Source organism: Kitasatospora sp. NPDC088742 (genome assembly GCF_055584905.1).
Genome location: NZ_JBVJLD010000002.1, coordinates 221,881 through 239,652 on the forward strand (window position 1 = coordinate 221,881; position 17,772 = coordinate 239,652).

A 17,772-nucleotide genomic window follows, 5' to 3' on the forward strand; every position below is an offset into this window, starting at 1 on the left:
GTCTCCAGGGTCTACGGTCGGAGGACTAGAGGACGTTGAGCATCTGGTACAGCGCGGGGAACGCGATCAGCACCGTCATGAGCAGGGTGAGCGCCGCTCCGGGCGCCACCATCCGCTCGCTGTCGGTGTTGGCCCGGGCCAGGTCCTCCGCGAGCAGTTCGTCTCGGAGGCTCTTCGCCCGGGCACGGAGGGTGTCGTACACGGCCGCCCCGTCGGTGCCGGACAGCCGCATGATGTCGGCGACGTCCTGAAGGGGCGTCAGGCCGAGTTCGGTGGCGAGGGCGTCGAGGCCCTCCCAGGGTGGGAGCCGGTCGGTGGTGGCGCGGTCCAGGGCGTCCCTGATCCGGCGCAGCACGGTGGAGCGGCCGACCACGGCGGCCCGCCGCAGCGCCTCGGCCGGGCCGAGGTCGGCGGCCCGCTCCAGGGCGACCAGTTCGAGGTAGGCGGCGATCCCGTTGAGGTACTCGGTGCGGGCCTCCTTGGCCTCGCCCTTGACGATGGCGTCCGGCACCAGCCAGCCCAGCAGGGCCAGCGCGGGGCCGGCCAACAGGGGAACCAACAGCGGCAGTTGGACGTCCATCAGGGCAGTGAGCAGCACCAGGTAGGCGGGGGCCATCAGGCCGATCAGGGCGAACAGCAGCTTGTGGGCCATGAAGCGGGCCGGGGTGCGGCCGATCAGGGCGAGCTGCTGGTGCGGGATGCGGGCCCCGGCCAGCCGGATCGAGCGGGCACCGATCCGGTCGGCCCAGGCGGCCCGGCCGCCGAGCTCCTGGGTCTCCACCGGGGCCCGGTGCAGACGGTCCAGGGCCTGGGTCAAGTCCGGTGGGGCCGGCCTGAGTTCGGCTGCGAGCAGGGCGATTCCGCCGAGTACGGCGGACCCGGCCAGGACGGACCAGACGGAGATCACGGGCCCTCCTTCCGGAACAGTGCGGGGACGGTGGACGCGGGGGCGGTGGCGGGCTGCGCACCGGCGGTCGCGGACGCCCCGTCCGACCCCTCCGGGGCGGGCGGCCGGACGGCGCCGGTCCTGCTCCGCCGGTCCGGCTCCAGCAGCCGGGGCAGCTGGGGCTGGGTGGCCAGCTTCTTCATCCAGGCGATCACCAGCACGAAGAGCACCAGCACCACCGCCAGCACCACCTGCCCCGCGAAGGTCCCGTAGGGGCGGACGTAACGGTCGTTCAGCAGCCCGATCAGCAGCACCCCGAGGATGATCACCAGCAGCCAGCGGATGGTGGTGCGGTGCTTGGCCCGGTCCGCCTCGATGACCCGCCGCTGGCGGACCTCCTCGCGGACCGACCCGGCCAGGTCGCCGAGGGTGCGGGCCAGCCCGGGGCCACTGTCCCCGGCGCGCAGCACCAGTGCGGCCAGCACCTTGTCGGCGGTGGCGTCGGCGATCCGGTCGCCGAAGGCCCGCAGCGCCTCCTCCGGCCGCCAGCGGGACTGCAGCCGGGCGCTCAGCTCGGCGATCTCGGCCTCCAGCGCGGGCGGCGCGGTGCGGCGGCTGGTCACGATCGCCTGGTTGAGGCCGACGCCGAGCAGCAGCACGTCGCCCAGCCGCTGGGTCCACTCGGCCAGTGCCTCCAGCTTCTCGATCCGGTGCATGTCCGCCTTGGTGGCGCCGTACAGCCAGGGCAGGCCAAAGGCGGTCAGGGCGACCAGCAGGATCACCACCGGCGGGCGGCCGGAGAGCAGCACCAGCACCGCACCGCCGACGAACGCCAGGACCTGGAACGGGAGTTGACGCCGCGTTTGGTCGGAGAGGCGGCTCGGGGCCGGCGGGGCGGCGCCCTCCTCCGGCTGGTCGGTGCCGCGCAGCCCGACCACCAGCAGCACCAGGCCGCCGACCACCAGCAGCCCGCAGAGCACGAAGAGCAGCATCAGCGACCGCCCCCGATCCGCAGGTTGAGCGGGGCGCCCCAACTGCCGTACGCGGACTGCAGCAGGCCCGCATCGAACCCGGCCCGGCGCAGGTCGTCCAGGCAGTTCGGCGGGGTCTGCGGCACGGCCCTGGGCTCCCCGAGGTCGGGGCGCGGGCCGAAGACGGTGTTCAGCGCCGGGCGGCCGCTCTCGCCGATCCCGGTCACCTCCATCACGTGCGAGACGAAGCGGTGCCGGCGGCCGCCGAGCGCGGTCTCGTCCACCATCGACACGTGCACGATGAGGTCCACCGCGTTCGCGGTCAGCCGGTAGGCCAGGGTGTCGGTCATGTGGGAGCCGTACTCCAGGCAGAGCTCGGCGATCCGGTCCACCACCATCTGCGGGCCGCGGGCGTGCAGGGTGCACATCGAGCCGCCCTCGCCGTTGGTCATCACCCGCAGCATCGGCACCACCTCGCCGGAGCGGACCTCGCCGACGATGATCCGGGAGAGCGTCATCCGCAGCGCGGCCGGGATCAGCTCACCGATCGTCAGCTCGCCGGCCACCTTGCCGTCCACCCGCTCGCCGTTGCCCTCGCGGGCCTCCATCGGCACCACCTGGCGCAGGTGGCCCAGGGTGTGCAGCCAGAGCTCGAACTCCGACTCCAGGGTGCCGACCCGCTCGTCCGGCGGGATCTCGGCCGCCATCGCGCGCAGCAGGCTGGTCTTGCCGACGCCCTGGGTGCCGGTGATCATCACGTTCTTCCGGGCCCGGATCGCCGAGGCCAGGAAGGCGGCCAGGGTGTGGTCCACGGTGCCGAGCTGGACCAGGTCGGCCAGGGTGGCCGAGGCCACCCGGTGGCGGCGGATCGCCACGTACGGACGGGGCGTCACCTCGGTCATGGCCTGCAGACGCATGCCGCCCTCCAGCCGCAGCGCCAGCATCGGGCTGGCGGTGGAGAGGGTGCGCTCGCCGCCGCCGTGCTGGCGGGCCAGGTCCTGGAGCAGCTCGATCAGCTCGGCGTCGTTGTCGGCCACCGGCGGTACCTGGCGCAGCGGTTGGTGGACCTTGGAGATCCACACGTCGTCGCAGCCGTTGATCAGGATGTTCTCGATGTCCGGGTCGTCCAGGTAGGGCTGGAGCCGCCCGGCCCGGAACAGCAGGTCGTAGACGGCCTCGGCCAGCGTCCGGTCCTGCTCCCTGGTCGGCGGGATGCCATGGGTCTGGGCGTAGGCGTCGGACCAGCGGGCCACCGCCTCGTCGATCAGCGCGCGGCCGCGCTGGCGGCGGGTGGCCCGGTCGGCCTCCGCGCCGGAGAGGTCGGCCAGCCGGGTGAGCTGCTCGTGCAGCTCGGCCGCGACCTGGCGCTTGAGCTCCCGGGCGACCTGCTGGTCGACCGCCGGGCGGACCCCGACCGGCTCGATGGCGGGCACCGAAGTGGCCTGCCCGGCACCGGAGTTGACCGGGCCGGCGGTGAACTGTCCGACCGGCGCCGCATGCGGTATCACCGGCTGGGCCGGCGTCCAGGGCAGCCCGGCCGGGTCGGCCGTGGGCTTCTGCAGCGGGTCGTGGAGCGGGCTACCGCGCACGGAGCACCTGCCCGTAGGTCGGCGGATCGGCCTCGGCCGGGGCGGGGAACGGCTCCGGCGCGGCGGGCTGCGGCACCGGCGGCGCGGGCACCACGGGGCCGGGCCGGCCGTCGGCCGCCGCCGAGGGGTGGGCCGGCGGGCGGCCCGGCTCGGCGAACGCGGCCTGGCGGTAGGCCCCCGGCGGGGGCTGCTGCTGGCGGGGGTTGAGCGGGCCGAGCGTGTAGCCCTGCTGCTCCGGCTGCTGGGGCTGCTGCGGGTAGGCGTGCTGGGGGTACGGCTGGGGCTGGGGGTACGCCTGCTGTTGCGGGTACGGCTGCTGTTGCGGGTACGCCTGCGACGGGGGTGGCTGGACGCCGTGCTGCTGGTAGGCCAAGGGGTGCGACTCCTGGTCGGGGGACGGCGTCACCGGCACCGGGTGCTGCGGCACGACGGTGTCCGGCACGGCGGCCGGGGCGAGGCGCTGCCGACGGCGTCTGACGAGCAGTTGGATCTGGTCGGCCGCCGAACGGGCGGTGCGCATCAGCTCGGAGCGGACGAACCGGCGGTCCCCGGTGTCCCCGCCGTCCGAGAGCAGCCGGGCGGTGCGCGGCGCGTGCGGGAGCACCCCGAGCACCGGCACGCCGAACTCCCGGGCGATCTCCGCCGCCGGGTACGGGCCCTCGGCCACCAGCAGCACGCCCAGCGCGTCCGGGCCGCTGCCCGACTGCGCCAGGTCCTCGCGCAGCGCGGCCAGCCGGGGCCGGGCGGCGCTCAGGCCGCGCAGCGTGCTGCGCACCGTCACCACCACCGCGTCGGCCCGCCGGGCCAGCACCGCGCCCGGTCCGTACGCGCCGGACCGGCCGAGGTCCAGCAGCACGTCGTAGCCCTGGGGTTCGAGCGCGTGCAGCGCCTCCACCAACGGCTCCCAGGTGTACGCCAGGCCGGACGCCTGGGCCGGGTCGGTCAGGCCGGGCAGCAGCAGGCGCTCCCCGGTGCCGTCCGGCGAGATGTCCACCAGCTGCTCCCAGAGGGACTGGGCGAGCAGGCCGCGGCGGTCCGCGACGGCGAGGTTGCGCAGCCCGTAGACCGCCTCCACCCGGCCCTCCAGCGCACCGGCCAGCACCGCGCCGCCGTCCGGGTCGCACTCCACCAGCAGCACCCGGCGCCCCGGGTGCAGCGGCCAGGAGAGCAGCAGGGCCAGCGCTCCGGTGGTGACGCCGGGGGCCCCGGGCCCGCCGACCAACGCGATCACGGCCACGGGACCACCTCCCCGCCGGCACGGGGTGAGCGGGTCGTCCTGGGGTGACGGTCCATCAGCCCGCGCTCCCGCTCGGGGACGGCGTCGGAGCGGCCGGGGCCGCCGCGTCGCGCGGGGCCAGGATGATCTGGAGGCGACCGCCCGCCACCCAGGCCGCCAGCTTGGGGCCGTCGGCCAGCGGCAGCGCCACGTCGACGACCTGGCTGCCGTCGGTGTCCACCTTGCCGACCGCGACCACCTTGACGGGGATGGTCTCGGGGGTGCGGACGGTCCCGTTCGCGCCGTTGTCCGGGGTGGAGACCACCAGGATCCGGGTGCCCGGGTTGAGGCGGGTGCTCGGCAGCTGGGTGCGCTTGACCGCCACGCCGACCACCGTCTGGCCGGGGTCGACCAGCGACTCGCCGGTGACGTCGGCCCTGAGCAGCAGCCCGCCGCGCCGGAGGTCACGGGAGGCCCGCAGCCCGACGGTGCGGGAGCGGTCGGCGGCGTCCAACGGCTTCAGCGCCGGGTCGGAGGCGATCCGGGCCACCACCAGGTCCTCGGGCGCGATGGCCTGCCCGGCGGGCACGTCCCGGGCCAGCGCGAGCACGGCTATCCGCTGCCCGGTGGAGTTGTAGAGCACCGCCCCGCCCAGACCACCCGCCGCCACCATGGCGACCGCCATCGCGATCACCGTCGGGCGCCGCCGTCTCGCCCGCAGGGTGCGCGGCGGCACGTGCGGGGCCACCCGGGCCGGCTCGGCCGCGGGGACGGTGGTGCCGGGGCTCGGCGTGGGGAAGGTTCGTTGCTCCACCGGGCTTCGGCCTTTCGTACGGGGGTCGGGAAACGGTCCTGGGGACCGGCGCGCGGGGGGAGGTGAGGCCGCGTCAGTTGAGCAGCTGGACCTCGGCCACCTCGACCGGCATCGGGGCGCCGGCCGGCACCCGGAAGAGGAAGTCGGGCCTGATCCGCTGTTTGGTGTCCTCGCGGATGGCCGTGATCTTCCAGACCGAGGTGGCCGAGACGAAGTACTTGCCGTCGGGCTGCGCGGCCGAGCTGTTGGCGTAGACGTACTGGCAGTCCGGTGAGGTGACCGCGCCCGAGCCGGGCGTGTACGGGGTACCCGGGCCCTTGCAGGTGATCACCTCCTTCTCCACCCCCGTGGTCCACTCGACGTGGTCCAGCTCGGCGGTGGCGGTGACGGTCAGGAAGTTCCCCCTGGCCTGCTCGCTGACCGGGCCGGTGCTGTGCTCGCTCCGCTCGTACCAGAGCCAGACCGGCACCCCGACCGCGGCCTTGCCGGCCGGCGCGGTGTGCATGGCCGGCGGGAGCAGCTGCAGCTTGGCGAAGGCCTGCCGCGCGAGGTCGGCCACGTTGTCGTAGACCGGCATCGGGATCGGCGGCTGCGGGAAGAACTGCTGCGGCCAGACCGAGAGGTTGCCGTCCTTGTCGCGGCAGACCACGTCGTAGATCTTGCCGTCGGCCGGCGTCCTCCCGCCCCAGACCGCCTCGGTGACCGCGGGCTGCGGGTTGGCGGGCTGGTAGTAGCAGCCGTTCGCCTGGCTGAACCAGCCCAGCTTCGGGTCCCAGCAGGGCCGTTCGACGCCGTTCCAGGTGCAGAGCGGCACCCCGTCGGCGCCGGTACCGCCCGAGGGGGTGCCGGGGCCGGGGCTGCTGCCGCCACCGCCGGGCTCGGTGACGACGATGCAGATGTCGCGCACCTCGCAGGGGTTGACCGTGCCGCCGGGCTCGTCGGCGACCGCCGGGCTGGACAGGGTGGTGACCAGGCCGGCCACCAGCAGGGCTCGGAGGGTGCTCCGTCGTACGCCGTTCAGCATGTTCGGCCCACCTCGCGGATGAATTCGACGATCTGCCAACGGGATTCGGTCTTGCGCAGGGTGACCTTCGCGGTGTAGCGGGTGAGGCGGTTCTTCGGCTCCGCGGTCGCCCTGGTCCTCGCGTCGGCCTGGTGCCAGTCCGTGACGTCGATGCAGTCCTCGACGGTGGCGGACGGGGGCTTGCCGTCGAGGTCCACCGCCGTCACCAGCGGCGAGTTGCGCGGCGCCCCGACCATCACCTTCTTCGCCTCGGAGAGCTCGGTGAGGGTGACCATCGTGTCGCTGAGCGCCTGTCCGCTCGAGTAGAGCCTGAGCGGCAGAACGTCCGCCTCCGGTTGTCCGAAAGCCGCCGTCCTGGTGTCCCACCACGTCCGGTATGCCGCCAACACCACGGTGGCGGTGGCCCCTTCGAGACCGGTCATCGGTTTGGCGGAGGCCCCCAAGGTGGCGGTTGCCGTGACGGACGGGGCAGTTGGGGCGGCTGAGACGTCGGTGAGCCGATCGGCGGACCCGCCCTGGCCACAGGCGGTGAGGAGCAGCAGGAGTGCCCCGCCGGCCCCAACCCTCCCTGGGCGCACCACAATTCCGTGCTGCCGCATCGCCCCACCTCGTCGCGGCCTGCCCCGTGAGGGACCGCCGCCGCAGAAGAAATCCGCCACCCCTGGTGCTGCTTCGGGTGACTGATTCTTCGCCAACCCGCCCATGCCCGGCAACACCTCGGGCGTCCTGACCTTACGCGGAAGGCGGATCCATTGGGGCACTTTCCCGCCACAGAACCGCCAACAGTTCTTCCGAAAGCGACAATCCGGCCAATGCGCCCCGGACGGCGGCCCGGTTGCGGAGCAGCAGCCTCCCCTGCTCACCCGGCGCCAACAGCCGTGCCCCGGCCACCCCGTAGGCGGTCTCCGCCCAGGCCAGCTGGGCCTCCACGGCCGGCTGGAGGTCCACCGGCGCCACCGCCGCGGGCCCGCCGGGCAGGCCGTGCTCCAGCACCCGGTCCAACGCCCAGGTGAACGAGCCCTCGCCCCCCGGCAGGACGGTGTCCCGTCCTCGCCGGGGCGGTTGGTAGCGCGCCACCCGCCCCCAGAGCGGCACCCGGGAGTGCGAGAGCAGTTCGCCCGCCCCCTCCTCACCCCGTTCGAGCGCCCCCCAGGCCTCCTTGTCGGCGACGGCGTCCACCAGCAGCAGGGTCTCCTCCTGGCTCCCGTGCACCATGGTGCTCACCACCCAGTCCCAGGCCAGCCCCCGCCGGTACGCGTTGTCCGGGGTCGACCCGCCGGTCACCAGCGCCGGCCGCCGCCCGCGCGGGTCCACCGCGAGCTGCCCCAGCAGCGCGACCACCAGCCACCGCGCCGGACGCCGGGCCGCCTCCCGCAGCGCCGTCAGCATCGTGTTCGCGTCCGCCTCCGGCGGCACCAGGGTCACCCGGCTCCCCCGGGCCCCCGCGTCGAAGCACCGCCCGGGCAGCTCCGCCGCCAACCGCCGGGCCCCGTCGGCCGCCCGCGCGGACCCGGCGTGGGCCCGCTCCGGCCCGCCGTCCGCGCCGATCACCACCAACTCGATCCCGCCGCTCACCGGCACTCCTCCCCTACGGCCACCGGCCCCGCCGCACAAGCTATCCGGCCTCCCACGCCCCGCGCGGGGTTTCGCCGGGAAATGACGCAGGTCAGGGACCATCGCAGGACCATGGGCCCTACTGACGGGCCGTCCGGAGCGGCACCATCGAGTACATGGACCGAGACGAGCGAGTGGCGACCCTGAGCGAGGCCGAGTGCCTGCGCCTGCTCGGCACCGTGCCCATCGGGCGTGTGGTGTACACCGAGCACGCCCTCCCCGCGGTCCTCCCGGTCGCCTTCGAGGTGGCCCCCGACGGCGCCCTGATCCTCGGCCTCCGGGCCGGTTCCACCGTCACCCGCGCCCTCGACGGCACCGTCGCCGCCTTCCAGGCCGACCACCTCGACCCCGCCACCCGCACCGGCTGGAGCGTCCTGGTCCACGGCCGCGCCGAGGTCGTCCGCGACGAGGCCGCCGTCCGGCACCTCCGCCGGACCGGACCGCTGCCGTGGGTCGGCGGCGGCCAGGAGCCGGTGTTCGTACGGATCGCCCCGGAGCTGGTCAGCGGCCGCCGCGTCCTCCCCGCGGGCCGGGCGGTGGCCCGCTAGCGGCGAAGGCCGCCGCCCTGCGGACCACCGTGCACCCCCTGACAAGTGACCCGCGGGTAGGCATACTCTGCCGGTGTTCCGTCCCCTTCCGTCAGGAGCAGCCGTGACGACGTACGCCTCCCTCGCCGAGTTGACCGCAGCGGTCGGCACCGAGCTGGGCACCAGCGAGTGGCACACCATCGACCAGGGCCGGGTCGACCTGTTCGCGGAGGCGACGGGGGACCACCAGTGGATCCACGTGGACCCGCTGCGCGCGAAGGACAGCGTGTTCGGGGGGACCATCGCGCACGGGTACCTGACGCTGTCGCTGATCCCGGTGCTGGCGAAGGAGTGCTACGCGGTCGAGGGCATCCGGATGGCGCTCAACTACGGCTCGGAGAAGGTCCGCTTCCCCGCCCCGGTGCCGGTCGGCACCGCCGTCCGGGCCACCGCCGAGCTGCTCTCCGCGACCGAGGTGCCGGGCGGGGTGCAGGCCCTGGTGCGGTACACGATCACCAGCGAGGGCAGCCCGAAGCCGCACTGCGTGGCGGAGACGATCACCCGCTTCTACGCCGCCTGACGCACCGTCACCCCAAGGGGCGGCGGCCGCTTACGCCGAACGGTGCGTACGACTCCGTCCCACCGGGTAGGTGCGGAGCCTGGCCGGTAATGTCCGACAAGACGGACAAAACCGCCCATGGAGGTGCCGTGCCCAGCCCCGTCGCCTGGCCGTCCCGGGTCGCCGCTCTCACCACCCGGCTCGGGACCGGCACCGCGCCCCTGCTGGACCTGCCGGGCGACGCCTGGCGCCGGATCCGCACCGAGCCGTTCGGCGCCGAGCCCACCGGTGCCCGGCTGGAGCGCATCCGCAACTCCCCCAACTTCCGGGGCGGCGCCTTCCGCAATCCGGTCCCCACCAGCCGACTGGCCAGGACCCGCAACCGGCTGGAGCTGAACCGGGGTCAGTTCGCGGCCAGCCGGCACCGCCGGGCCCCGGCCGCGGCGGTGCCGCTGCACCGGCTGCTCCCGATCGAGCTGGCCGAGCCGCCCGGCTCCGGGCTGCGCGCCACCTGGCTGGGCCACGCCACCGTCCTGGTGGAGATCGACGGCCGCCGGGTGCTGTTCGACCCGGTGTGGAGCGAGCGCTGTTCGCCGTTCGGCTGGACCGGCCCCAAGCGGCTGCACCCGATGCCGATCCCGCTGGCCGAACTCGGGCCGGTGGACGTGGTGGTGATCTCGCACGACCACTACGACCACCTCGACCTGGCGACCGTCAGGGCCCTGGCCGCGACCGGCACCACCTTCGCGGTCCCGCTCGGGATCGGCGCGCACCTGGAGCACTGGGGCATCCCGCCGTCCCGGATCGCCGAGCTGGACTGGTGGGAGTCGGCCGAGGTGGCCGGGCTGACCCTGACCGCCACCCCCGCCCGGCACTACTGCAACCGCGGCCCGCGGAACAACCCGCTGGTGCTCTGGGCCTCCTGGGTGGTGGCGGGGCCGGGGCACCGGGTCTTCCACAGCGGCGACACCGGGTACTTCCCCGGCTTCGCCGAGATCGGCGGCCGGCTCGGGCCCTTCGATCTGACGATGGTGCAGATCGGCGCCTACAGCGACCTCTGGCCCGAGGTGCACATGACCCCCGAGGAGGGGGTGCGGGCCCACCTGGACCTGGGCGGCGAGCTGCTGCTGCCGATCCACTGGGGCACCTTCAACCTGGCCCCGCACCCCTGGGAGGAGCCGGCCGAACGGACCGTCAGCGCCGCCCAGGCGCTGGGCGCCCACCTGGTGGTGCCACGCCCGGGCAAGCCCTTCGAGCCCGCCGAACCGCCGCCGGTCCGGCTCTGGTGGCGGGCGGTGGCGGCGATGCCGCGCGGGGCCGAGCTGTTCGTCCCGCAGGGCCTGGAGGCCGCCCCGGCCCGGCCCGCCCGCCGGGCGGAGGACGACGAGGTCACGGTCTGAGCCGGCGTCAACCGGCGGGTGGGGCCCGGGCGGCTCAGCCTGCCGCCCGGGCCCTGATGACCCGCCAGGCCCAGTGCTGCGCCAGCAGGGTGAGCACCCCGGCCAGCACGATGCCCAGGAGGTTGAGCAGCAGCTGGACCCCGGAGCCCGCCGCCTGCGCGTAGTCCCGGTAGCCGAAGGCCACCGCCGCGTTGGCCGCCGCGGGGACGGTGGTGACCGAGATCGCCACGCCGACCAGCATGCCCGCCTTGGCCGAGGTCAGCGAGAGCACCCCGGCCGCCCCGGCCAGCAGGGCGACCACGAAGGACATCGCGTCCGGCTTCCAGATGAAGGAGGTGTTCGGCCGCTCGGCCTCGAAGGCGGCCTGGCTGAACAGCCCCAACTGGTCCATCAGCCAGGAGAATCCGGCGGTCAGCACCATCGCCACCACGAAGCCGACCAGCAGGGCGGCCAGCGAACGGCCCGCCTCCCGGGCCCGCCGCCGCACCAGCGCGACGCAGAGCCCGGCCAGCGGGCCGAAGTCCGGACCGACCGCCATCGCGCCGACCACCAGGATCGCGCTGTCCAGCACCGCGCCGCAGGCGGCCAGCATGGTGGCCAGCGCCATGAAGGCCAGGTAGACCACGCTCAGCGTGGACTCCTCGTGGGTGATCTCGGAGACCGCCTCCCAGACCAGCGCGTCCGCGCCGTCGCCGGGGGCCAGCTCCTCGGCCTGCTCCGCCGCACTGGAGATGGCCAGCTCCAGCGCGGAGACGTCGATCGCCCCGCGCTCGGCCAGCCCCAGTGCCCGCAGACCGCCGAGCACCTCGTCGGCCGCCTCGCGGGCCACGTCGCAGAGCACCACGTCCCCGGCCGGGCGCAGCGCCGCGTCCGGGAGCAGCACCACGTGGGTGACGCCGGCCCAGGTGTCGAGCCGTTCCAGTACGGCGTCCCGCAGGTCGCGCGGGACGATCAGGCGCAGATGCAGCATGGTCCGCAACCCTAGGCGGTGGTGCCGGGGCGCCGCGCCCGCCGCGCGCCGGACCGGACGAGCCGTCAGGTCCGGCGCCGGACTCCGCGTGGTCGACGGGGCGTCAGGCCGCCCGCAGGGCCCGCTCGACCAGGGCGAGGGTCTCCCGGGGGTCGGCCACCTCGACCACCAGCCGGGCGTAGGCCTCCTCCACCAGCTCGATCACCACGGCCTTCTCCGGGTTCTTCACGTCCCAGAAGACCTTCTCGCCGTCCCGGTGGAAGGTGCCCGCCACGATCACCCCGGGGAAATGGGTGCCCGGGGCCTTGATCCCCTTGGGCTCGCGCAGCATGCCCGGGTCCACCGTCGCGCCCCGCACGTGCCGGAGCGGGATCTCGATCCGGCTCTTCAGCGCCCAGAAGCGGTCCCACCCCTCGACCTCGACGGTCAGGACGCCGTCGGCCACCGATACCACTGCCATCTCTTCGTCTCCTTCAGCTGGTCGACGTGATCCGCCGGGCGAGCCCGGCGAGTTGGGCGGGGCCTTCGCCGGAGCGGCGCAGCCGCAGGCCGAGCACGGTGGCGGCAAGCGCCGGGGCCAGCCCCGGCCCGGCCTCCGGGTGGGCGGCCAGGCCGGCCTCCAGGGCGGTCAGCCCCTCCTCCACGAGGTCCGCCACCTCGGGGTCGTGCGGGGCCCGCTCGGCGGCGGCGAGCAGCAGCAGCCCGGCGGCCGGCCCGCCGTCGAAGGCGGCCGCGGCCTGGGCGAGGGCGGCGTCCAGGCCGGGTGCGGCGGTCAGTGCGGCGGTGCCGGGGAGCACCTCCTCGTCCAGGTGGCGGCGGAGCGCGGCCAGGTAGAGGCCGCGCTTGCTGCCGAAGACCTTGTAGAGGCTGTTGCGGTGCACCCCGAGGCCGGTCACCAGGTCGTCGACCGACGTCCCCTCGAAGCCCCGGCCCGCGAACACCCGGGCGGCGGCCCGGACGGTCTCGTCCTCGTCGAACGCGCGTGGTCTTCCCATGCCGGCAACCCTAGGAGTAAAGGAACGGTCAGTCAAGAACGAACATTCCTGAAACCTGTTCCACCTCCGATGTCGTACGCTGTGCCCGTGACGGAAGCCACCAGAGCCACCAGTGCGGCGGAGACGGCCGAGCGGTTCGTCGAGCTGCTCCGGATCGACCGGCTGGACGAGAACCTGTTCCGCGGCCGCTGCCATGCCGGGGCACCGCTGCGCGCCTTCGGCGGGCAGGTCGCCGCGCAGGCGCTGACGGCCGCCGGGCGGACCATCGGCGGCGGGCGGCACGTGCACTCGCTGCACTCCTACTTCCTGCGCCCCGGCGATCCCCGGCACCCCATCGACTACCAGGTGGACCCGGTCCGGGACGGATTCTCGTACGCCACCCGCCGGGTGACGGCCGTTCAGCACGGCGAGGCGATCTTCACCCTCTCCGCCTCCTTCAAGACCCCCGAGGACGAGCCGGACCGGCACTCCGCCGCCCCCGCCGTCCCCGCCCCCGAGGAGCTGCCCGACCCCTTCCCGGCCTGGGCCGCCGCGGCGCCCGAGGACTACGAGCGGGCCGCCGTCTTCCGCACCCTGGAGCTCCGCTTCGTCCCGGCCGACTCCCCCGGCCTGCCCGGCCAACTCCCGGGCACCCCGCAGCAGTTCGTCTGGCTGCGGACCGGCGGCCGGCTGCCCGACGGGGACCCGCTGCTCCAGGTCTGCGCGCTCACCTACCTCTCCGACCTGACGCTGGCCTCCACCGCCGCGATCGACCTCCAGGCGCACCGCTTCCAGCGCGCCGAGCCGTCCCGGATCGTGCTCGCCTCGCTGGACCACGCGATGTGGTTCCACCGTCCGTTCCGGGCCGACGAGTGGCTGCTGTTCGCCCAGCGCAGCCCGTCCGCCTCGGACGGCCGGGGCCTGGCGCACGGCGAGTTCTACGACCGCGCGGGCCGGCTGGTCGCCTCCGCCGTCCAGGAGACCCTGATCCGGCACCGGGCGGTCTGACGGGCCGGGCCCCGGGGTCCGGACGCCGGGCCCGACCTGACGCAGCCCGGGACTTGACCGTTCAGGTGACGTTCGCTCGGCGGACCCCGGCCCGTATCATGGTGCGGGTGACCAAGGTTGACCTGTCACCAAGGCCGGTGGAGGCGATGTCGCCCCGTCAGCTCGCACGCCGCAAGAGCCTGATCGACGCCGCACTGACGCTGGTGAACGAGACGGGCGTGGAACGGCTCCAGATGAAACAGGTCTGCGAACGCTCCGGAGTCGCGCTCGGCACGGCCTACCGGTACTTCTCCTCCAAGGACCACCTGCTGGCCGCCGCCATCGCGGACTGGCACCGGCTGCTGCTGGACGACCTGGTCGCCGAGCAGCGCGGTTCGCGGCGCGAGGCGGCCGAGACCGACCGGGTGGTGCGCTTCGTCCGCAACGGGATGCGGGCCTACCAGCGCCAGCCCCAACTGGCCCGGCTCCGGGTGGCGGTGGCCGCCTCCACCGACCCGTTCGCCTCCGAGGCCCTCCAGTCGCTGGCCCGGGCCGACGGCGCCGCGCTGGACGCCGTCAGCCCCAGCCTGCCACCCGCCGCCGGCGAGCTGGTCCGGCACATCGTCGGGCACTCCTGGCAGGGCGAGCTGACCTCCTGGGTGACCGGCCGGACCACCCACGACGACGCCAGGCGCCGGCTGGAGGGCGTGGTCCGCCTGGTGCTGGCGCCCTACGAGGCGGCCTGACCGGCCGTCCGACCGCCCACCGGCTGACCTACCGTCACCGGGTGCGCCACCACGGCGTCGAAGAGGTAGCCCTCGCGGTTGGGCACGGCGGTGACCGGCTGGGTGTTCCCCAGCCGGTCGGTGGCGCGGGCGCGCAGCTGGTACGGACCGGGCTGCCCGGGGCGCCAGTCGAAGGACCAGCGGACCCAGCCGTCCTTGCGCGGCCGGTCCAGCAGGTGCGCCCGCCGCCAGCGCGTCCCGCCGTCGGTGGAGACCTCCACCTCGTGCACCGGCGCGCTGCCGGACCAGGAGCGGCCGGTCAGCCGGTGGGTGCGGCCCGCCTCCAGCGTGGCGCCCCACGGCAGTTCGAAGGCGCTCTTCACCACCTGACGGGTGATCGGGGCGCTGCCGCCCTCCGGGTAGGCCTCGCCGAACAGGCGGTAGAAGTCGGTGTTCCACGGCGAGTACAGCGGCGAGTCGGACACCTCCACGGTGCCCAGCCACTTGATCGAGGCGATCCCGATCCAGCCCGGCACCACCAGCCGCACCGGCGCCCCGTGGTCGGGGGTGAGCGGCTCGCCGTTCATCTCGTAGGCCACCAGCACGTCGTCCAGCGCCTTGGCCAGCGGCAGCGGCCGGCGGACCCGGCCGAGCGAGACGCCGCCGGCCACGTACTCCGGGTCCAGTCCGGAGGGCAGCACGTCCACCGCCTCGCGGCGCAGCCCGGCCCGGTGCAGCAGCTCGGCCAGCCGGACGCCGCGCCAGCTCGCCGAGCCGACGCCGCCGAGGGTCCAGGGGGTGCCCGGGACGCTGTGGCCCTGCTGGGAGAGGTAGAAGCTGCGGCCGTTGCCCGCGCACTCCACCAGCGCGTTGATCCGGGTGCTCGGCAGCCGCCGCAGCTGCGCGAGGTCGAACTCCACGTCACCGCGCCGCAGTCCACTGCCCGTCAGCCGCAGCCGCCAGCCCGCCGGGTCGATCAGCGGGGTGGAGGTGTGGTTGCGGACGAAGAACCGCTCGGTGGGGGTGTGGTATCCGGTGCCGGCCACCGAGTCCCAGCGCATCTCGGCGTTGGTGCCGCGCGGCACGAACCACTCGGCGGGCAGCGGCTTCACGATCCCGGGCACCGGCGAGGCGGCGTGCGCCGCCCCGGCGCCGATGGCGGTCAGCACCGGCCCCGCCACCCCGGCGGCGGCCAGCATCCGCAGCAGCGTCCGCCGGTCCACCCCCTCGGCCCGGGCCTCTCCCGCCAGCCACTGCTCCCGCCGCACCCGGTCGTAGGCGTACTCGTCCATGCGTCCGTTCCCCTCCCGACGAGGCGCCCACCACCCCGGGGCGCCGCAGCGGACGATCCTAGTGCCGTGCCCGGCACTAGGTGGGCGGATGACGCGCCGTCAGGGAAACCGGGGAGCTGCCCGGCGCGCCCTGCCCTCCCGTGGCACGGCCGCCGCAGATAGTACGAGATGTACGTATTGTCCGACCGCTGGAGCCCCGCTGATGAGTAGCCGACCCGACGAGCAACCGGGCGCCACCCTCCCGACCGACAAGGTGGTGTTCGGCGTCAGCGCCGTCGCCGTACTGGCGGTGGTGGCCTGGGGCGTGTTCGCGGCGGACTCGCTGGGCAGCGTCTCCAAGACCGGCCTGGACTGGGTCCTGCACAACTTCGGCTGGCTGTTCGTGGTCGCGGCCGACGTCTTCCTGGTGCTCACCGTCCTGCTCGCGTTCAGCCGCTTCGGCCGGATCAAGCTGGGGCGCGACGACGAGGAGCCCGAGTTCTCCACGCTGGCCTGGGTCGCCATGATGTTCAGCGCCGGCATGGGCATCGGCCTGATGTTCTACGGCGTGGGCGAGCCGCTCCAGCTCTACGCCGCCCCGCAGCCGGGCTCCGGGATCGAGCCGCAGAGCGCGGCCGCCGCCCAGTCCGCGCTGGAGTTCTCGCTCTTCCACTGGACCCTGCACCCCTGGGCGATCTACGCGGTCGGCGGCCTGGCCCTCGCCTACACCACCTTCCGCAAGAACCGGGGCAACCGGATCTCCGCCGCCTTCGTCCCGCTGATCGGCCGTCAGGGCGCGGACGGCTGGATGGGCAAGGGCATCGACCTGCTCGCGGTCTTCGCCACCGTCTTCGGCTCCGCCACCAGCCTGGGCCTGGGCGCGCTCCAGGTGGCCGACGGCCTCGGCTACATCACCAGCGTGCGGAACACCCAGAACGTCCAGCTGGTCATCATCGGCTCGCTGACCGCCGCCTTCGTGCTCTCCGCCTTCTCCGGCGTGCACAAGGGCGTCAAGTGGCTCTCCACCGCCAACGTGGTGCTGGCCTCGCTGATCATGCTCTTCGTCTTCGTCTTCGGCCCCTCGGTCTACGTGCTGGACGCCATCCCGTCCACCGTCGGCGGCTACCTCTCCGACCTGACCACCATGGCCACCCAGACCGGCGCCTTCACCGACGAGAGCTGGCTGGGCTCCTGGACCATCTTCTACTGGGCCTGGTGGCTCTCCTGGGCGCCCTTCGTCGGCACCTTCATCGCGCGCATCTCCCGCGGCCGGACGATCCGTCAGTTCCTGCTCGGCGTGCTGCTGGTGCCGAGCGGGGCCACCGTGCTCTGGTTCTGCGTGATGGGCGGCACCGCGATCCGGCTGGACTCCACCGGGCAGGCCGACCTGGTCGGCACCATCTCCCAGGGCGCCGAGGCCTCCCTGTTCGAGACCCTGCGCTCGCTCCCGCTCGGCGGGGTGACCAGCGTGATCGCGGTGCTGCTGGTGATGACCTTCTTCATCACCAGCGCCGACTCCGCCTCCCTGGTGCTCGGCTCGCTCTCCAGCCGGGGCTCGCTCCACCCGCGCACCTGGCTGGTGGTGGTCTGGGGCGTCCTGATGGGCGGCGTGGCCGCCGCCCTGCTGCTGGCCGGCGGGCTCAGCGCCCTGCAGAACGCCACCATCCTGGTCGCGCTGCCCTTCGTGGTGGTGATGCTGCTGCTCTGCCTGGCGCTGGTGCGGGAGCTGCGGGCCGACCCGGCGGCCGGGCCGTCCCGGCTGCACGCCGCGCACGGCCTGCGGGACGCCGTCCGGGTGGCGGTCGGCGACGCACTGGCCGACCACGGCGTGGGCCGACGCCGCAACGGCTCCTCGCCGCCCCCGCCTCACTCGTCCGAGTGAACTGGGCCGAACGCGGCTGATCGTTCGTCAGCGTCGTTCCCGACCGGTGGCATGCTGAACAGCCTCGATGACCCGTCGCCCAGCTCCCACCTGGGCTTCACCCCGGTGTCGTCACCGTTTAACACCGCCCTGGAATGCTCACTGTCATGAACGCTCAGCCCGTCCCGGCTCCCGCGGCCCCACCCGGCCCGCGCTTCCCCCTGCCCCGCCGCCACCGCCGCCTGATCGCCTGCGCCGCAGTGGCCGCGAGCATCGCCCTCGGCACCCTCGGCGTCGGCGCCACCGTGGAGACGGCCCGCCAGGGGACGACAGCGAGCGCGAGCCGCTGACCCGGCGTCAGCCACCGGCGGGGCCTGTGCTGTA

General features: G+C 74.3%; 19 protein-coding genes. 7 read left to right on the forward strand and 12 right to left on the reverse strand.

From position 1 onward, the window contains the following. Nucleotides 1–25: 25 nt before the first annotated feature. The 8 genes from ACZ6ZR_RS03145 to ACZ6ZR_RS03180 form a co-directional block, all read right to left on the reverse strand. Nucleotides 26–907, reverse strand: a complete 882-nt coding sequence (locus ACZ6ZR_RS03145) for a type II secretion system F family protein (protein ID WP_465638803.1) — start codon at nt 905–907, stop codon at nt 26–28. Further along, entirely contained in the window at nt 904–1,878 is a 975-nt protein-coding gene (locus tag ACZ6ZR_RS03150) for a type II secretion system F family protein (protein WP_465638805.1), read from the reverse strand. Before ACZ6ZR_RS03150 ends, ACZ6ZR_RS03145 begins: the two co-directional genes overlap by 4 nt. Then, the gene (locus tag ACZ6ZR_RS03155) at nt 1,878–3,446 is read right to left on the reverse strand and encodes a CpaF family protein (RefSeq protein WP_465638806.1); all 1,569 of its coding nucleotides are present in this window, start codon (nt 3,444–3,446) and stop codon (nt 1,878–1,880) included. Before ACZ6ZR_RS03155 ends, ACZ6ZR_RS03150 begins: the two co-directional genes overlap by 1 nt. Then, nucleotides 3,436–4,683, reverse strand: a complete 1,248-nt coding sequence (locus ACZ6ZR_RS03160) for a hypothetical protein (RefSeq protein ID WP_465638808.1) — start codon at nt 4,681–4,683, stop codon at nt 3,436–3,438. The genes ACZ6ZR_RS03155 and ACZ6ZR_RS03160 overlap by 11 nt, the downstream gene beginning before the upstream one ends. 55 nt (nt 4,684–4,738) lie before the next feature. Further along, nucleotides 4,739–5,476: an SAF domain-containing protein gene (locus tag ACZ6ZR_RS03165; protein ID WP_465638810.1), complete on the reverse strand. Its 738-nt coding sequence runs from the start codon at nt 5,474–5,476 to the stop codon at nt 4,739–4,741. Nucleotides 5,477–5,549: 73 nt separating this feature from the next. Then, the gene (locus ACZ6ZR_RS03170) at nt 5,550–6,500 is read right to left on the reverse strand and encodes a hypothetical protein (RefSeq protein ID WP_465638812.1); all 951 of its coding nucleotides are present in this window, start codon (nt 6,498–6,500) and stop codon (nt 5,550–5,552) included. After that, nucleotides 6,494–6,922, reverse strand: a complete 429-nt coding sequence (locus tag ACZ6ZR_RS03175) for a hypothetical protein (protein ID WP_465638814.1) — start codon at nt 6,920–6,922, stop codon at nt 6,494–6,496. The genes ACZ6ZR_RS03170 and ACZ6ZR_RS03175 overlap by 7 nt, the downstream gene beginning before the upstream one ends. A 310-nt stretch (nt 6,923–7,232) precedes the next feature. Continuing rightward, nucleotides 7,233–8,075, reverse strand: a complete 843-nt coding sequence (locus tag ACZ6ZR_RS03180) for a hypothetical protein (RefSeq protein ID WP_465638816.1) — start codon at nt 8,073–8,075, stop codon at nt 7,233–7,235. A 155-nt stretch (nt 8,076–8,230) separates the two neighbouring features. On the opposite strand from ACZ6ZR_RS03180, the gene ACZ6ZR_RS03185 reads away from it, so the two are divergent. The 3 genes from ACZ6ZR_RS03185 to ACZ6ZR_RS03195 all read left to right on the forward strand — a co-directional run bounded on the left by ACZ6ZR_RS03185 (nt 8,231) and on the right by ACZ6ZR_RS03195 (nt 10,600). Further along, nucleotides 8,231–8,662 carry a pyridoxamine 5'-phosphate oxidase family protein gene (locus ACZ6ZR_RS03185; RefSeq protein ID WP_465638818.1) on the forward strand — a complete coding sequence of 144 codons (432 nt, stop codon included), beginning with the start codon at nt 8,231–8,233 and terminating at the stop codon, nt 8,660–8,662. 103 nt (nt 8,663–8,765) lie between these two features. Next, a complete protein-coding gene (locus tag ACZ6ZR_RS03190) occupies nt 8,766–9,221 on the forward strand; it encodes a MaoC family dehydratase (RefSeq protein WP_465638819.1) in 456 nt (151 codons plus the stop codon). A 200-nt stretch (nt 9,222–9,421) separates the two neighbouring features. Next, nucleotides 9,422–10,600: an MBL fold metallo-hydrolase gene (locus ACZ6ZR_RS03195; protein WP_465639189.1), complete on the forward strand. Its 1,179-nt coding sequence runs from the start codon at nt 9,422–9,424 to the stop codon at nt 10,598–10,600. 34 nt (nt 10,601–10,634) lie between these two features. Here the strand turns inward: ACZ6ZR_RS03195 and ACZ6ZR_RS03200 are convergent, their stop codons facing one another. The 3 genes from ACZ6ZR_RS03200 to ACZ6ZR_RS03210 form a co-directional block, all read right to left on the reverse strand. Continuing rightward, nucleotides 10,635–11,570, reverse strand: coding sequence for a DUF389 domain-containing protein (locus tag ACZ6ZR_RS03200; protein ID WP_465638821.1), 936 nt, complete (start codon nt 11,568–11,570; stop codon nt 10,635–10,637). A 103-nt stretch (nt 11,571–11,673) separates the two neighbouring features. Continuing rightward, on the reverse strand, nt 11,674–12,030 hold the full coding sequence (locus tag ACZ6ZR_RS03205; protein WP_465638822.1) for a hypothetical protein: 357 nt from the start codon (nt 12,028–12,030) through the stop codon (nt 11,674–11,676). Nucleotides 12,031–12,043: 13 nt separating this feature from the next. Then, nucleotides 12,044–12,565, reverse strand: a complete 522-nt coding sequence (locus tag ACZ6ZR_RS03210) for a TetR/AcrR family transcriptional regulator (RefSeq protein ID WP_465638824.1) — start codon at nt 12,563–12,565, stop codon at nt 12,044–12,046. Nucleotides 12,566–12,634: 69 nt separating this feature from the next. Between ACZ6ZR_RS03210 and ACZ6ZR_RS03215 the strand changes: the two genes are divergently transcribed. After that, entirely contained in the window at nt 12,635–13,552 is a 918-nt protein-coding gene (locus tag ACZ6ZR_RS03215) for an acyl-CoA thioesterase (RefSeq protein ID WP_465638826.1), read from the forward strand. A gap of 107 nt (nt 13,553–13,659) precedes the next feature. After that, complete coding sequence (locus ACZ6ZR_RS03220) at nt 13,660–14,277, forward strand: TetR/AcrR family transcriptional regulator (RefSeq protein WP_465638828.1); 618 nt, start codon at nt 13,660–13,662, stop codon at nt 14,275–14,277. Here the strand turns inward: ACZ6ZR_RS03220 and ACZ6ZR_RS03225 are convergent. Then, the gene (locus ACZ6ZR_RS03225; RefSeq protein ID WP_465638830.1) at nt 14,262–15,548 is read right to left on the reverse strand and encodes a sulfite oxidase; all 1,287 of its coding nucleotides are present in this window, start codon (nt 15,546–15,548) and stop codon (nt 14,262–14,264) included. The two genes, ACZ6ZR_RS03220 and ACZ6ZR_RS03225, sit on opposite strands and share 16 nt — an antisense overlap. A gap of 202 nt (nt 15,549–15,750) precedes the next feature. Here ACZ6ZR_RS03225 and ACZ6ZR_RS03230 point away from each other — a divergent pair, with 202 nt between their 5' ends. Both ACZ6ZR_RS03230 and ACZ6ZR_RS03235 read left to right on the forward strand, forming a co-directional pair. Continuing rightward, nucleotides 15,751–17,409: a BCCT family transporter gene (locus ACZ6ZR_RS03230; RefSeq protein WP_465638832.1), complete on the forward strand. Its 1,659-nt coding sequence runs from the start codon at nt 15,751–15,753 to the stop codon at nt 17,407–17,409. 146 nt (nt 17,410–17,555) lie between these two features. Further along, complete coding sequence (locus ACZ6ZR_RS03235) at nt 17,556–17,738, forward strand: hypothetical protein (protein ID WP_465638834.1); 183 nt, start codon at nt 17,556–17,558, stop codon at nt 17,736–17,738. The last annotated feature ends 34 nt before the right edge of the window (nt 17,739–17,772 follow it).

Bases quoted from the DNA above. Each gene is read 5' to 3' on its own strand.
- ACZ6ZR_RS03185 (WP_465638818.1), top strand. From the start codon at position 8,231: ATGGACCGAGACGAGCGAGTGGCGACCCTGAGCGAGGCCGAGTGCCTG.
- ACZ6ZR_RS03170 (WP_465638812.1), bottom strand. From the start codon at position 6,500: ATGCTGAACGGCGTACGACGGAGCACCCTCCGAGCCCTGCTGGTGGCC.
- ACZ6ZR_RS03230 (WP_465638832.1), top strand. From the start codon at position 15,751: ATGAGTAGCCGACCCGACGAGCAACCGGGCGCCACCCTCCCGACCGAC.
- ACZ6ZR_RS03200 (WP_465638821.1), bottom strand. From the start codon at position 11,570: ATGCTGCATCTGCGCCTGATCGTCCCGCGCGACCTGCGGGACGCCGTA.
- ACZ6ZR_RS03150 (WP_465638805.1), bottom strand. From the start codon at position 1,878: ATGCTGCTCTTCGTGCTCTGCGGGCTGCTGGTGGTCGGCGGCCTGGTG.
- ACZ6ZR_RS03235 (WP_465638834.1), top strand. From the start codon at position 17,556: ATGAACGCTCAGCCCGTCCCGGCTCCCGCGGCCCCACCCGGCCCGCGC.
- ACZ6ZR_RS03175 (WP_465638814.1), bottom strand. From the start codon at position 6,922: ATGACCGGTCTCGAAGGGGCCACCGCCACCGTGGTGTTGGCGGCATAC.
- ACZ6ZR_RS03210 (WP_465638824.1), bottom strand. From the start codon at position 12,565: ATGGGAAGACCACGCGCGTTCGACGAGGACGAGACCGTCCGGGCCGCC.
- ACZ6ZR_RS03215 (WP_465638826.1), top strand. From the start codon at position 12,635: ATGTCGTACGCTGTGCCCGTGACGGAAGCCACCAGAGCCACCAGTGCG.
- ACZ6ZR_RS03225 (WP_465638830.1), bottom strand. From the start codon at position 15,548: ATGGACGAGTACGCCTACGACCGGGTGCGGCGGGAGCAGTGGCTGGCG.
- ACZ6ZR_RS03205 (WP_465638822.1), bottom strand. From the start codon at position 12,030: ATGGCAGTGGTATCGGTGGCCGACGGCGTCCTGACCGTCGAGGTCGAG.